The organism is Pseudotamlana agarivorans, assembly GCF_001642835.1.
GTDB classification, from domain to species: domain Bacteria; phylum Bacteroidota; class Bacteroidia; order Flavobacteriales; family Flavobacteriaceae; genus Pseudotamlana; species Pseudotamlana agarivorans.
Genome location: NZ_LXEI01000006.1, coordinates 185,721 through 200,850 on the forward strand (window position 1 = coordinate 185,721; position 15,130 = coordinate 200,850).

12 protein-coding genes are annotated in these 15,130 nt (G+C 34.6%); 6 read left to right on the top strand and 6 right to left on the bottom strand.

The genetic code is table 11. The annotated features are described in order from the left end of the window. Positions 1-4 precede the first annotated feature (4 nt). Genes A6I66_RS08845 through tsaD form a run of 4 tightly spaced genes read right to left on the bottom strand, consistent with a single transcriptional unit; the run spans position 5 to position 3,065 of the window. Positions 5-646 carry a DUF4159 domain-containing protein gene (locus A6I66_RS08845; protein ID WP_067147933.1) on the bottom strand — a complete coding sequence of 214 codons (642 nt, stop codon included), beginning with the start codon at positions 644-646 and terminating at the stop codon, positions 5-7. A gap of 6 nt (positions 647-652) precedes the next feature. Further along, the gene (locus A6I66_RS08850) at positions 653-1,357 is read right to left on the bottom strand and encodes a 16S rRNA (uracil(1498)-N(3))-methyltransferase (protein WP_067147936.1); all 705 of its coding nucleotides are present in this window, start codon (positions 1,355-1,357) and stop codon (positions 653-655) included. Between the two features lies 1 nt (position 1,358). Further along, complete coding sequence (locus A6I66_RS08855; RefSeq protein ID WP_067147939.1) at positions 1,359-1,994, bottom strand: foldase protein PrsA; 636 nt, start codon at positions 1,992-1,994, stop codon at positions 1,359-1,361. Between the two features lie 48 nt (positions 1,995-2,042). Then, positions 2,043-3,065 (bottom strand): tRNA (adenosine(37)-N6)-threonylcarbamoyltransferase complex transferase subunit TsaD, encoded by a 1,023-nt coding sequence (gene tsaD / locus A6I66_RS08860; RefSeq protein WP_067147942.1) that lies wholly within the window; start codon positions 3,063-3,065, stop codon positions 2,043-2,045. 242 nt (positions 3,066-3,307) lie between these two features. Here tsaD and A6I66_RS08865 point away from each other — a divergent pair, with 242 nt between their 5' ends. From A6I66_RS08865 to A6I66_RS08885, 5 genes are all read left to right on the top strand, one after another. Beyond that, positions 3,308-7,708: a translocation/assembly module TamB domain-containing protein gene (locus A6I66_RS08865; RefSeq protein WP_067147945.1), complete on the top strand. Its 4,401-nt coding sequence runs from the start codon at positions 3,308-3,310 to the stop codon at positions 7,706-7,708. A gap of 145 nt (positions 7,709-7,853) precedes the next feature. Beyond that, entirely contained in the window at positions 7,854-8,840 is a 987-nt protein-coding gene (gene pfkA, locus A6I66_RS08870) for a 6-phosphofructokinase (protein ID WP_067147948.1), read from the top strand. Positions 8,841-8,857: 17 nt separating this feature from the next. Continuing rightward, on the top strand, positions 8,858-9,862 hold the full coding sequence (gene gap / locus A6I66_RS08875) for a type I glyceraldehyde-3-phosphate dehydrogenase (protein WP_067147951.1): 1,005 nt from the start codon (positions 8,858-8,860) through the stop codon (positions 9,860-9,862). A gap of 84 nt (positions 9,863-9,946) precedes the next feature. Beyond that, on the top strand, positions 9,947-10,807 hold the full coding sequence (locus tag A6I66_RS08880; RefSeq protein WP_067147955.1) for a BadF/BadG/BcrA/BcrD ATPase family protein: 861 nt from the start codon (positions 9,947-9,949) through the stop codon (positions 10,805-10,807). A 31-nt stretch (positions 10,808-10,838) separates the two neighbouring features. Then, complete coding sequence (locus tag A6I66_RS08885) at positions 10,839-12,065, top strand: ATP-binding cassette domain-containing protein (RefSeq protein WP_067147958.1); 1,227 nt, start codon at positions 10,839-10,841, stop codon at positions 12,063-12,065. Here A6I66_RS08885 and A6I66_RS08890 read toward each other — a convergent pair. Continuing rightward, positions 12,062-13,102: a GMP reductase gene (locus tag A6I66_RS08890; RefSeq protein ID WP_067147961.1), complete on the bottom strand. Its 1,041-nt coding sequence runs from the start codon at positions 13,100-13,102 to the stop codon at positions 12,062-12,064. The two genes, A6I66_RS08885 and A6I66_RS08890, sit on opposite strands and share 4 nt — an antisense overlap. 151 nt (positions 13,103-13,253) lie before the next feature. On the opposite strand from A6I66_RS08890, the gene A6I66_RS08895 reads away from it, so the two are divergent. Continuing rightward, a complete protein-coding gene (locus tag A6I66_RS08895) occupies positions 13,254-14,639 on the top strand; it encodes a response regulator (protein WP_169815720.1) in 1,386 nt (461 codons plus the stop codon). A gap of 28 nt (positions 14,640-14,667) precedes the next feature. Here A6I66_RS08895 and A6I66_RS08900 read toward each other — a convergent pair whose 3' ends face one another. Beyond that, complete coding sequence (locus tag A6I66_RS08900) at positions 14,668-15,048, bottom strand: RidA family protein (protein WP_067147967.1); 381 nt, start codon at positions 15,046-15,048, stop codon at positions 14,668-14,670. Positions 15,049-15,130: the final 82 nt, after the last annotated feature.

Here is a 15,130-nt window from a genome sequence, read left to right on the forward strand (position 1 = left end):
GGGTTTAGTGATCAAAAACATACTTGATGATGTTCGCGCCCATTTTAAGAGCCTTTTCATGTACTTCTAAAGGGTCGTTATGCACTTCTTCATCTTCCCAACCATCACCTAAATCACTTTCATAAGTAAACAGTAAAATTAGTCTGTTGTCTTGAAATAGACCAAAGGCTTGCGGACGCTGCCCATCGTGTTCATGAATTTTAGGTAAGCCGTTTGGGAATTTATAAGGGGCTTGAAAAATCTCGTGATTTAATGGTATTTCAATCAAATCTTTATCGGGGAACACTTTTTTCAATTCTTTGGTAATGTATGGTTGCATACCATAATTATCATCAATGTGTAAAAAACCACCTGAAAGCAGATAGTTTCTTAAGTTTTCGGCGTCAGCCCCATCAAAAAACACATTACCGTGCCCAGTCATGTGCAAAAACGGGTATTGAAAAATATCTAAACTTCCAGTTTCTACAGTTTGGGGGTTCGGGTTTATTTTAGTGTGAATGTGTTGGTTGCAATACGCAATAAGGTTTGGTAATGCTGTGGGGTTGCCATACCAATCGCCACCACCTTTGTATTTTAAAACAGCTATATCCTGAGCTAAAAGTCCGAGTGAAAACAATGAAAAACTAATAATAAAAAGAATCCTCATGTATACTTATTCGTTTATAAAAGCCACAGAATGACAAGCTACTATAGCTGCTGTTTCTGTACGTAATCGTGTTTCTCCCAAAGTTACTGGAATAAATTTGTTTTTAAGGGCCAAGTCAATTTCTTTAGGCGAAAAATCACCTTCAGGACCAATTAAAATAGTAACATCCTTATTGGGTATTAGTTTTTGTTTTAAGGATTTTTTATCGCTTTCCTCGCAGTGTGCAATAAAAAGATCTCCCGAAAACGAGCCATTTATAAAATCTTTAAAGTGAATAGGGGCGTTTAATGTAGGCATAAAACAGCTTAAAGACTGCTTCATAGCCGATTGTAAAATGCGTTCAAAGCGGTCGTTTTTAACCACTTTACGTTCACTATGATCGCAAATAATTGGGGTGATGCTTTCTATACCGATTTCGGTGGCCTTTTCTAAAAACCATTCGTAGCGATCGTTCATTTTCGTAGGCGCTACAGCCAAATGCAAATTAAAATCTCGCTTTTTTTGTTGGGTTTTAGAAATAATATTGGCTGTACATTTATTAATGTTAGGTATAATAATCTCAGCAATAAACAGGCAACCTTTACCATTAGTGATGTGCAAAGTGTCGCCAGTGGTTTTACGCAACACTTTTACAATGTGCTTGCTTTCCGTTTTATCAAAGGATATTTGGGCGGTTTGGTCGTTTATTTCTGGATTATAGAAAAGTTGCATCTTACTTTTTTTCAGTAATTTTTAATACTTGTATTTCTGAAATTTCCTTAGGTTCATGGGTTTTTAAAACCACATAATAGCGATTGGTTTCAGGTAAATCTATGGTAAACAAGTCATTTAAAGCATAGCTGTTATTCGTTAAGCTATTTTCTAAAGCCGTATCTAGTTTTCCTTTTGTAAACCAACCTGTGTCACCACCTTTTTCGGCACCTGCATCCATCGAGTAGCGTTTAGCCAGAAAATCAAAGGGTGCGCCATCTTTATAATTAGCCATGATTTGAGCTCTAAGCGCATTCAAATCTGTCATATTATATTTATTGCCATCTAAATAAATATAGGATACACGGTTGTAGGTGTTCGTAGTTTTATTAACGACTTTGTAATAGGTTTTCTCAAACTCACGATCTACAACTTCAGTGCTGCCTACATTTTTCTTAAAAAGGGATTTGGCTAATACCGTTTGGTGTTTCTCTTCGTTAAAAGTAATTAATTTATTTTTAGTTGATTTATTCGATTTTATAAAGGCATCGGCTTGTTCTGGATTTTCAATGTCTTTCAATTCCTTTTCAACAGAGGGCTGTGCATGTAAGGTAGCTACACTAACAAAAATTAGTGTGGTAAGTAGTTTTTTAATCATGTAAATGGGTTTTGGGGCAAGGTTAGTATTTCGTTTTGTATATGTATTTTAAATTTTTAATCGCGCTGAAGCCACAACATCTTGTTTAGCAAAATTGCCCTCTAGATATTTTAAATAACCAACAATAGCAATCATAGCACCATTATCGGTAGTGAATTCAAATTTAGGGACGTAGGTGGTCCAACCAAATTTTTGCTCGCCGTCTTTTAAGGCTTGTCGAATACCAGAATTCGCCGAAACACCACCTCCAATGGCAATGTGCTTAATGCCTGTTTCTTTAGAGGCTAATTTCAACTTGTCTATTAAAATTCCAATAATGGTGTATTGGATGGAAGCACAAATATCATTAAGGTTTTCTTCAATAAAATTCGGGTTTTCCTTAACTTCTCGTTGAATAAAATATAGAATGGCTGTTTTTAATCCAGAAAAACTAAAGTTTAATCCGTCTACTTTTGGTTTCGAGAATTTAAAAGCTTTAGGATCTCCTAATTTTGCACGCTTGTCAATTTCTGGACCCGCCGGATAGCCTAGCCCTAGAATCTTACCACTTTTATCAAAAGCTTCACCAACCGCATCATCAATAGTTTCACCAATAACGGTCATGTCAAAATAATTTTCAACTTTAACAATTTGAGTGTGCCCTCCAGAAATGGTCATCGCTAAAAACGGAAATGGTGGTTTGTTAAATCCTTCTTCATCAATAAAATGCGCTAAAATATGACCTTGCATGTGGTTCACATCAATAAGCGGAATGTTTAAACCATAAGCCAAAGATTTAGCAAAAGAAGTGCCTACCAATAAACTACCCATCAGTCCAGGGCCTTTTGTGAAAGCAATGGCATGTAACTGTTCTTTAGTAATGTTAGCTTTTTTAAGTGCTTGATGTATAACGGGAACTATGTTTTGCTGATGGGCACGAGAGGCCAATTCTGGCACCACGCCACCGTACTCTTCATGTATTTTTTGGCTAGAAACAACATTACTTAAAATTTTACCGTTAACCAATACAGAAGCCGCCGTATCATCACAAGACGACTCAATTCCTAGTATATATATATTTTCTGAAGACATTAATTTATATTAGGCATAATAATTACTAATTTTACAGCGAATAAGCGTTTTATTCACATGCACAAAACTACTCAATTATTTTTTTATTAAAAACGTTAATAAGTTTATATCTATAGCTTAATATTTGCTAGGTATTAGGTATATTAAAAGATAAAAGTAGTTTGTTTTTTCATTAGGTTATAATTCGGTTTAAGATTAAGAAATTTCTAAAAATATTATCTAAAGTTGCTGGCATTTTATTAATGCTATTTATCATCTTGTTGCTTATTTTATCCATTCCGTTTGTTCAAACGCGCTTGGGTAATTATGCTACGAACCGCTTAAATGAAGAGTATAAAACCAACGTGTTTATCAACCGTGTGAGCATGCAACTTAATGGTGATATTGAGCTTAAAAAGATTTATATTCAAGATTATAAAAAAGACACTTTAATTAGTGTAGCCGAATTGAATACCTCTGTATTAAGTTTTAGAAATTTATTAAACGGAAATTTGGTATTTGGAGATGTCGATATTGAGGATTTAGACTTTAATGTGAAAACTTACAAAGGAGAAACCGAAACAAATCTCGATGTTTTTGTACATAAATTTGAAAGTGATAATCCCGAACGCGTTAAAAGTGATTTCTTAATGTCCTCCAGCGATGTGTCCATCTATAATTCGGTTTTTAGCCTTACCGATGAAAATCGAGAAACATCTAAAATGCTTCATTTTAGTGATTTAAATATCAATGCCACCAACTTGCTAATTAATGGAAGTGATGTGAGTATGCGGGTAAACACCTTGTCTTTTAAGGACAGTAGAGGCGTAGTGGTTAAAAATTTAATGACCAATTTTGCCTATACACTTAACGATATGACTTTCGCGAATCTTCAAGTAAAAACAGAGAATTCGGTTTTAAATGGGGATTTGAAATTCATATATAAACGTGAAGATTTACAGTTTTTTACCGATAAAGTTAATATCGAGGCTAATTTTAAAGATTCAAACGTGCTTATTGATGAGCTGAATACGTTTTATAATGAATTCGGACGTGATATTAACGCGGTTTTTGATGTGAAGTTATCAGGTACTTTGAATGATTTACAAATGACTGATTTAAGGTTGTCTACTAGCGATAGAACTCATGTAAATGGCGATATCCGCTTTCAAAATTTGTTTACCCCAGATAAGGAAAGTTTTTATATGGATGGAACATTTAGAAGCCTGTCTTCGACGTACTCCGATTTAAGACGCTTACTTCCTAATATTTTAGGGCGTTCTATACCGTCATCTTTAAGTCGTGTGGGGAAATTCAATATTATAGGTAACACACAAATTACAACAAAAAAGGTGGTTGCCGATGTTAAAATTAATACCGATATTGGTTTTGTAGACTCTAACTTGGTGATTGATAAAATCAATGATATAGATAATGGCTCATATCAAGGGAATATTATTTTAAATGAATTCGATTTCGGTTCCTTTTTAAATAGCCCGAAGGTGGGTAAAGGTTCTCTAAATTTTGATGTAAACGGTAAAGGTTTTACTGCCGAAAAGGTAGACACCCAAGTAAAAGGAGATGTTTTCCAGTTGGAATACAATAACTATAATTATAAAGCCATTAAAGTTGCCGGAAATGTGATGAACAATATTTTCGATGGTAATCTTATGGTTAACGATCCTAATCTACAAATGAACTTTTTAGGGCTTATCGATTTTTCCGATCATGTGAAAAAATATGATTTTGAAGCTGTTGTAGATTATGCCAATTTAAACACCTTAAACTTTATTAAGCGCGATTCTATTTCTATTCTAAAAAGTAAGGTTAATATGAATATGAATGCCGGAAGTGTCGATGATGCTTACGGTAAAATCACTTTTAGAAATACCGTTTATCAAAATGAAAACGATACTTACGCTTTCGATAAGTTTGATTTAACCTCGAGGTTTGAAGGGAATGAGCGTTACTTGTCTTTTAGTTCCCCAGACATTATTCAAGGGAATTTAAATGGCCATTTTGTCTTAAGGGATCTTCAAAAATTATTTAAAAATGCCATTGGTTCGGCGTATTCAAACTATACGCGCGATAAGGTTCAAAATAATCAGCATATTGACTTTAATTTTAAGATTTATAATAAAATTGTAGAAGTACTTTATCCTGAGGTAAAGTTGGCTAAAAACACGTTTATTCGCGGACATGTAGAGAGTGATGAAAGCAAGTTTAAACTCATGTTTAAGTCACCAAAAATTAACTACGACGATTATTTTGTTAATAATGTCGAGTTGCAAATTGATAATGGTAATCCGTTATTTGACACCTATATCGAAGCCGATAGCTTAAATACCAAATATTACAATTTATCTAAGCTTAATTTGATAAATGTGACCTTGAATGATACGTTGTTTATGCGTGCCGAAATTGTTGGCGGTAAACGTAACGATGACACCTATAATCTGAATTTCTACCATACCATCAACGACCTTAACGAGTCAGTTGTCGGTTTTAAAAAGTCTGATTTTACCATTAAAAATCACAAATGGCATATCAATGAGGTAAACGATAAATTCCATAAACTTATCTTCGATAAAAAACTGGCGCATTTACAGTTGGACCAATTTAAGGTGAATCACGACAACGAGATTATTAACCTTTCTGGATTTATTCAAGATTCAACTCAAAAAGATATCAAGTTAGATTTTGCTCATATCGATCTCGATAAAGTCTTGCCAGAATTGGACAGCTTAAAGTTTGAAGGTCGGGTTAATGGTAAACTGGAAATCATTCAAAATAATGGCAACTATGTGCCCTCCTCAGAAATTATAGTGAACAATTTAAAAATTAATGAGTTTGAATTGGGATCTTTCGAAGCTAATATAAAAGGAAATCAATCCTTAACAAGCTATCTTGTAGATGCATCCATTAAAAACGATCTAGCCAAATCTTTTCACGCTCAAGGTGCTATAAATGTCGAGAAAAAACAGACATATATCGATGTCGATTTAGATTTTGATAAATTTCGTTTGCATCCTTTAAATGCGTTATTACAGGGCGTTTTGTCTGATATTCGTGGTGAAGCCACCGGTATAATTCATGTCGTTGGAAACCTTAACAAGCCCGAAATTAACGGTGATTTACTTCTAAATGAAGCAGGTTTAGGTGTACCTTATTTAAATGTGGATTACGCTTTCGCGGAAAACTCCTCAATGAGTTTAAACGAGCAAACGTTTAAGTTTAACAATATCGATATTACAGACACAAAATACCAATCTAAAGGAAAACTAAGGGGAACTATAAGCCATACCAACTTCTCAAAATGGAATCTAGGCTTAGATATTACAACGGATAATTTATTGGTTTTAGACACTAAAGAAGATGAAGAGTCGCTTTACTACGGAACAGGTTTTTTAGGAGGTCGAGCAAGTATAAAAGGGCCTACAGAACAATTGGTAATCTCGGTTGAAGGTGAAACAAAAAAAGGGACCGTTTTTAATATTCCTCTAAACGATTCAGAATCTTTTGGTGATAACTCTTATATGCACTTCATTACGAAGGAAGAAAAAATGGCTAAAGAGCAAGGAGTCGAAATTGTATTTAAAGAAATTAAAGGTTTAGAACTCGATTTCGATTTGGATGTCACCGAAGATGCCGAAGTACAACTCATAATAGATAAAAGCACTGGGCACTCTTTAAAAGGTCGTGGACGAGGTGGTTTATTAGTAGAAATAAATACCAACGGAAAATTTAAAATGTGGGGGGACTTTTCAGTGTTTCAAGGGGTTTATAATTTTGCCTATGGTGGCTTGGTTCAAAAGGAATTTATAGTACAACCTGGGGGTACCATTGCTTGGGAAGGCGATCCTTTAAAAGCTCAAATCGATATGAAAGCAACCTATCGAACACGTGCCAATCCTTCTCCTTTATTAGACACTCCTATAAATAGAAGTATTCCTGTAGAGCTCAATATTGCGCTTGTCGGTGATTTGGAACAACCGGAACCCGAATTTAGTTTCGAGTTCCCTAATGTAAGCTCTACGGTGAAATCGGAGTTGAATTATAGACTTCAGTCTAATGAAGATAAACAAAATCAAGCCTTATATCTATTGTCTACGGCGTCATTCTCTAGCGGATTAAGTGATCTTAATTTTTCTGGAACTATTGCCGAAAGACTAAACGGCATTATCAACGGATTGTTTACAGGAAGTGATAGTAAACTCAATATTGGTTTAAATTATGAATCCGGACAAAACCGACCCGATTATCAATCTGATGATCGTTTTGGTGTAACTCTACAAACTCAAATTAGTGATCGTGTGATTATTAATGGTAAAGTAGGGGTGCCTGTTGGCGGAAGTGGTGCCACGCAGTCGGTTGTAGCAGGAGATGTTGAGATTGCATTTTTGTTAAACGAAGATGGCAATCTAACCGCTAATGTTTTTAATCGCGAAAATAGTATTCGAAATTTTGGTGAGAAAATAGGGTATACGCAAGGGGTGGGGATAGCCTATAGTTTAGATTTTGATACCTTTAAAGAACTCATTAATGCGATTGTACGAAAATCAGCTCCTCTTGAAATTATCGAAATAAAGGATGAGCAGGTCGAAAATAAAAAAGAGGAAGCGTTGCCAAATTACATTTCAATTAAAGGAGAATCAAGTGATTAGGGTAGGTTTTTTATGAATAATTTCAATTTCTTTTAATTTCTTATCAACTAAAACGTTGTAGTTTTAATTGTAGGGTAAAATATGACTTATGTTATAGAAATATGGTTTTTGTTTATTAATTTTACCGTAATAAATAAGAAAATGAATGCCTAAAACAATTAAAAAAGTAGCGGTTTTAACTTCAGGAGGTGATTCTCCTGGAATGAACGCAGCTATTCGTTCTGTCGTTAGAACATGTGCATACCATAATGTAGAATGCCTTGGTGTTTATCGTGGATATGAAGGTCTTATTGAAGGCGATTTTGTAGAATTGGATGCCCGAAGTGTGAAGGGGATTATTAACAAGGGCGGTACCATGTTAAAATCTGCACGCTCAAAAGGATTTAGAACTGTAGAAGGACGTCAACAAGCCTACGAAAAATTGAAAGAGAAAGGCGTTGATGGTCTCGTAGTCATTGGAGGTGACGGATCGTTTACAGGAGCCCTTGTATTCAATCAAGAATTTAATTTCCCAGTTATGGGTATTCCAGGAACTATCGATAATGATATTTTTGGAACATCACATACTTTAGGCTTTGATACAGCACTTAATACCGTTGTTGATGCCATCGATAAAATTAGAGATACAGCCAGTTCACATAACCGATTATTTTTTATTGAAGTTATGGGACGCGACGTTGGTCATATTGCATTAAATTGTGGTATTGCCGGTGGTGCTGAAGAAATTTTAATTCCTGAAGAAGATTTAGGATTAGAACGTTTGGTCGAATCGCTTAACAAAAGTAAAAAGTCTGGAAAAACTTCTAGTATCGTGATTGTGGCTGAAGGTGATAAAATAGGAAAAAATATTTTTGAACTTAAAGACTACGTTGATGAAAATATGGAGGGATACGACGTAAGAGTATCTGTTCTTGGTCATATGCAACGTGGGGGAACACCTTCTTGTTTCGATCGTGTTCTAGCTAGTAGAATGGGTGTAAAAGCGGTAGAAGCTATGTTAGATGGCCAAAGTAACTTTATGGTAGGGCTTAAAAACAATAAAATGGAGTTAACACCATTAGATAGCGCTATTAAAGGTAAAACAAAAATAAATTTAGAATTATTGCGTGTCTCAGATATCATGAGCACTTAACATTTATAAACAAGATTATGTCAAAATTAAAAATTGGAATTAACGGATTTGGTAGAATAGGTAGAATTGCTTTTAGAGTTGCAGCTTCAAGACCTGATATTCAAATAGTAGGTATTAATGACTTATTAGATGTTGAGCATTTAGCTTACTTATTAAAATATGATTCTGTACACGGAAGATTCAATGGGACTGTTGATATTAACAACGGAAACTTAGTAGTAAACGGAAATGAAATTAGAATTACAGCAGAACGTAACCCAGAAGATTTAAAATGGGATGCTGTAGGCGCAGAGGTTGTATTAGATTGTACTGGTATCTTCACAACTTTAGATAAAGCTCAAGCTCACATTACTGCTGGTGCTAAAAAAGTTGCGATTTCTGCACCATCTGCAGATGCTCCAATGTTCGTAATGGGTGTTAACCACGATAAAATTACTTCAGAGCATACTATCGTTTCTAATGCTTCATGTACTACAAACTGTTTAGCACCAATCGCTAAAGTTATTAATGATAACTTCGGAATTATTGAAGGTTTAATGACTACTGTTCACGCAACTACTGCTACTCAAATGACTGTTGATGGTCCTTCTAGAAAAGACTGGAGAGGTGGTAGATCTGCACTTGCTAATATCATTCCTTCTTCAACTGGAGCTGCAAAAGCTGTAGGTAAAGTAATTCCTGAATTAAACGGAAAATTAACTGGTATGGCTTTTAGAGTACCAACTCCTGATGTTTCTGTAGTAGATTTAACAGTAAGAACTGAAAAAGGTGCTACTTGGGATGAAGTTAAAGCGGTAATCAAAAAAGCTTCTGAAAATGAGTTAAACGGTGTATTAGGTTATACTGAAGAAGCTGTAGTTTCTCAAGACTTCGTTTCTGAAACTTTAACTTCAGTTTTTGATGCAGAAGCAAGTATTGCTTTAAATGATAATTTCTTTAAATTAGTATCTTGGTACGATAATGAGTTTGGTTATTCAACTAAATTAGTTGACTTAGCTCAACATATCGCATCTGTAAAATAATTTATTTAAAATATTAATAATAACTCCACAGAGTTATTGTGTATAAAGCACAGTATTCTGTGGAGTTTTTTTATCTCTAAACTTATGATTTTAATTGTTGATAGTGGTTCTACAAAATCTGATTGGATTGCCGTAGATAGTAATGGAAACCAATTGTTTGAAAAAATTCGTACTAAAGGACTCAATCCTGCCATACTACCCGAAAAGAAGCTGTTTAAAATTATTAAAAGCAGTAAAGAGCTAAAAAAGAATAGAGAACGAGTAACGCACATATTTTTCTATGGAGCTGGTTGCGGTACTGAAAACCCGAAACGTTTATTAGAAGGTGTGTTACAAGAAATTTTTGTGAATGCCCAAATTGATGTAAATGAAGACACTCTAGCTGCGGTATATTCTACAATAAATACCCCAACCGAAGCTGCTGTAGTTTGTATCATGGGTACAGGTTCTAATTGTAGTTATTACGACGGAGAAAAACTGCACCAACGAGTGAATTCTTTAGGGTATATTTTAATGGATGACGCTTCAGGAAATTACTACGGTAAGCAATTGATTAGAGATTATTACTTTAATCATATGCCTGTTACAGTGAAGCATGCTTTTGATACCAAATTTAATTTGGAATCCGATTACATTAAATACAACGTTTACAAGCAACCGAATGCTAATGCTTATTTAGCAAATTTTGCTGAATTTATGTTTTTAAATAAAGATTCAGAATACATTGTTAATTTAATAAAAGATGGTATTCGCCTCTTTGCTAAAAATATGATCATGCAGTTTAAGGAAGAGCTTAAATATGTTCCTGTACATTTTGCTGGATCTATAGCCTTTTTTGCACAAAAAGAAATTAAAGAAGTAGCTGAAGAAATGGGCTTTAAGGTTGGGAATTTCCAACGTAGACCTATCGAAGGCTTAATACCGTACCATACTAAAGACCTTTAGTCGATAGTTTCTACAAACGGGAATTTTTTTTATGTTGAAAAATCATGTGGCGCTTTATATCTCTAACAATGAAGATAAAAAGCGTATTGTTGAAAGTATACAGACTGGTGAGTTATTTGAAAACTTAGCAGGATTAAAAACGGTGCTTTTTTCTGAGTTGACGCTTGATAAGTTTATTCAAGAGGAATTGCAACATGATCAATTTGATGTAGAAACCATTCATAAAAATAAATTATCTCAGGCATCTGGAGGAGAAAGAAAAAAAGCGCTTCTAAAGTACCTCATTTCACAAAATCCAGAACGCCTTATTGTAGATAATGTATTTGATAGTTTAGATAGCGCTTCACAAAAAGCAATAACCTTACAATTAGAGACTTTAAGTGATAACACGACAATCATTCAGGTATTAACGCGTAGACATCAGCTATTACCGTTTATTTCAAATCTGTATCAGTTTCATAACAATACATTTAAAAAAGTTGAGCGCTTAGAAACTCCTGTTTCTTATAAGTTCTTAATAGATAAACTGCCTCAGCCAGAACATGAATTTGGTACTGATTTTAAAAGTCTTGTTAAATTTAACAAGGTGAACATCCAGTACGGTGAACGCCCTATTGTTCGTAACATTACTTGGGAAATAAAACCTGGGGAGTTTTGGCAACTTATAGGTCCTAATGGCGCAGGAAAAAGCACTCTAATAACTTTAATAACAGGAGACAATCCTAAAGCCTATGGCCAAGATCTAGTTTTGTTCGGTAGGCAAAAGGGTAGTGGAGAAAGCGTCTGGGATATTAAAAATAATATTGGTCATTATTCTGCAGAAATCTTACGCGGATTCCGAAGATTAGACTCCGTTGAGAAAATGATGCTCTCAGGGTTTTATGATTCTATTGGGCTTTATAAATTCCCAACAGATAGGCAAAAGTTTATAGTGCATGATTGGCTTAAAATGTTAGGCTTAATTGAGCTTAGAAATAAAGATTTTTTGTCTCTGTCTGTAGGTCATCAGCGCTTGATTTTAATAGCACGAGCCATGGTTAAACATCCTCCACTATTAATTTTAGACGAGCCAACCAATGGATTAGATGATGCAGATGCTGTAATATTCTCAGAACTCGTTAATAAAATAGCATCAGAAAGTAAAACAGCCATATTATATGTTTCCCATCAAAAGGAAGCATCACTACTGCGTCCAGATTTTATTTATGAATTAACCCCAAGCGCATCGGGATCTCAAGGAAAAGTGCTACAGGTTTAACTGTTGTAAACACGATTTTCCTGTTCATTAACTCGAATAAAAGTGGTGCGTTTGGTGAGTTCTTTTAACCTGGAAGCTCCAACATAAGTACAGGTACTTCGTAAACCTCCTAAAATGTCTTGAAGCGTACTGTCAACCGCTCCTTTGTATGGTACTTCCACCGTTTTGCCTTCGCTCGCTCTATATTCGGCAACCCCGCCCACATGTTTTTCCATGGCAGTAGCCGAACTCATACCGTAAAATTGTTTAAATACTTTGCCGTTTTTTTCAACGATTTTACCACCACTTTCATCATGTCCTGCTAACATGCCTCCAAGCATAACAAAATCGGCACCAGCACCAAAAGCTTTAGCAATATCACCTGGCGTTGTACAACCTCCATCACTAATTATTTGTCCGCCTAAACCATGAGCCGCATCAGCACATTCTATAATCGCAGAAAGTTGAGGATAGCCAACACCTGTTTTAACTCTTGTGGTACACACAGAACCAGGTCCAATACCTACTTTAACAATGTCGGCTCCAGAAATTAAAAGTTCTTCTACCATTTCGCCTGTAACTACATTTCCTGCTATGATAACTTTATCAGGAAATTGACTTCTTGTTTTGCGAACAAAGGCTGTAAAGTGCTCCGAATAGCCATTCGCCACATCAATGCAAATAAACTTTAAATGAGGATGCAATTCGAAAATACGCGTAAGCTTCTCGGTGTCTTTATCACTTGTTCCTGTACTAACAGCAATATAATCCTCGATGGATTTAGGGGCGCTTTCCAAAAAGGTATTCCACTCTTCTATAGTGTAGTGTTTATGTATGGCTGTAAATACTTTTTTTTCTGATAAAGCCTTGGCCATTTCAAAAGTACCTACGGTGTCCATATTGGCCGATATGATAGGAATTCCTGACCAAGTTATTGGACTATGTAAAAATTTGAATTCACGTTCCAAACTCACTTCAGATCGGCTCTTTAAGGTAGATCTTTTAGGTCTTATCATGACATCTTTAAAGCCTAATTTGATATCGTATTCTATTCTCATCTAATAGTTTTATGGTAGTTTTTATATGTATCTAAAATTAGTCATTTTTAAAATAAAAGTTGACTTAATAACGAATAATCATTTTGATAATTCGTAAATTTATAGATATGTTTGTTAAAAAACCTATTATATGAGGTTAACCCCCAAATTTATGAAATCGATTAAAAAGAGATATAAATTATCTTTTCTGATTTCCTTAAGCATTATTACAATTTTACTTATTGGTTTTCTTTTCTTAGAGAAAAAGATTTACATCGAAAGTGCTGCTAGTATTTTGTTTGTTCTTGCTGTTATTCAGGTATTCGGACTTCAATACTTCTTTAAAAACCAGCTTAAAAATGATGTAGTTAAATCAAATCTAAAGTTGCGTGTCAGTGAGTTAAAACGAAATTTAGACACCGCAGAAACAGTTGCCGATCAAAAATCCATTTATTTGGCAAACATGAGTTACGAAATTCGGACCCCTTTAAATACGGTTTTAGGCATGTTAAACATGCTTAAACAAACGCATTTAGAGTCCGATCAAACCGCCCAAGTAGAAATTGCGGAATATTCATCGTTGCACATTCTACAATTGGTTAATATGATTGCCGATAATGCCGTTGCGGAGCGTGGTAATATTAAATTGAGTATGGAGGCCGTCGACTTAAAGGCCGATTTGATAAGACTTTTTAAAGTTTTTGAATTTCAGGCTTTCGAGAAAAGTTTAGGTTTTAAATATAAATTTTTAGCCGAAAATGACAGTAAGTTCCTTGTTTTAGCAGATTCGGCTAAAATTCAGCAAGTGCTAACCAACCTAATTAATAACGCTATTAAGTTTACCAATTCTGGAACCATCACGGTTACTGTAGATCAAACTGAAGGTATAGACGATAGTTTATTTTTAACTTTTTACATTAAAGATACTGGCGTAGGTATGAGTCATGAAGAAGTTAAATACCTGTTTAATAATAAAAATGATTTATCGCAGTCAAATTTATTAAGAGACTATAGAGGAGGAGGTATAGGTCTTGCAGCATCGCATCATCTGGTAGAATTAATGGGCGGCGAATTAAAAATAGAAAGTAAAGAGAATGAAGGGTCTACCTTTTATTTCAGTTTACAACTTACTAAGACCTTAAATATCGAAAACGATACAGTTGAAAAAACGCCTGAAATTATCAATAGGTTGAATGTTTTAATTGCAGAAGACAATAGAACCAATCAAAAGGTTATAAAAGCGCTTTTAGAACGCCAGGGTGCCGATTGTACTTTTGTTAAAAATGGTTTAGAAGCTGTGGAACTTTATAAAATTCTAGATTTTGATTTAATTTTTATGGATATTTATATGCCTGATATGGACGGATATGAAGCAACAAGGCTGATTAAATCTACTGATAAGTATAGCAAAAATTTAACTCCAATAATAGCTGTATCTGCAAGTGCTTTTGAAGAAGATATCCAGAAAGCCAAACAAGCCGGTATAGATGATTTCCTAGCAAAGCCCATAGAAGTCGCTAAACTGAAAGAAGTATTAATACGTTATTCTAAATCGTAATGCTTGATTTACTTAATAATTGAGCTTTTTATTTTACAGCAATCACGCTAATCTCAACATTAACATCTTTTGGTAAACGCGCTACTTGAACGGTTTCTCGCGCAGGAGCAGTAGCATCATCAAAATAACTGCCGTAAACGGTGTTTATTTTTTGAAAATCATCCATATTGCTTATAAAAATAGTAGCCTTTATAACATTTTCAAAGCCCATGTTAGCTTGAGTTAAAATCGCTTTGATATTACTCATAACCTGTTTGGTTTCCGATTCAATATCTCCTAAAACAAGGTCGCCAGAAGTGGGATGAATCGCAATTTGACCAGATGTATATAAGGTGTTTCCTGTTAAAACAGCTTGGTTATAAGGACCAATAGGAGCCGGAGCGTGTGGTGTAGTGATAATGGTTTTCATATGGAACTATTTAAGGTTGTGTTTAAATTGCAAAATTAAAAATAACGAAGAATTTCACCAGAAACAAAATAAGTTTCAGAAA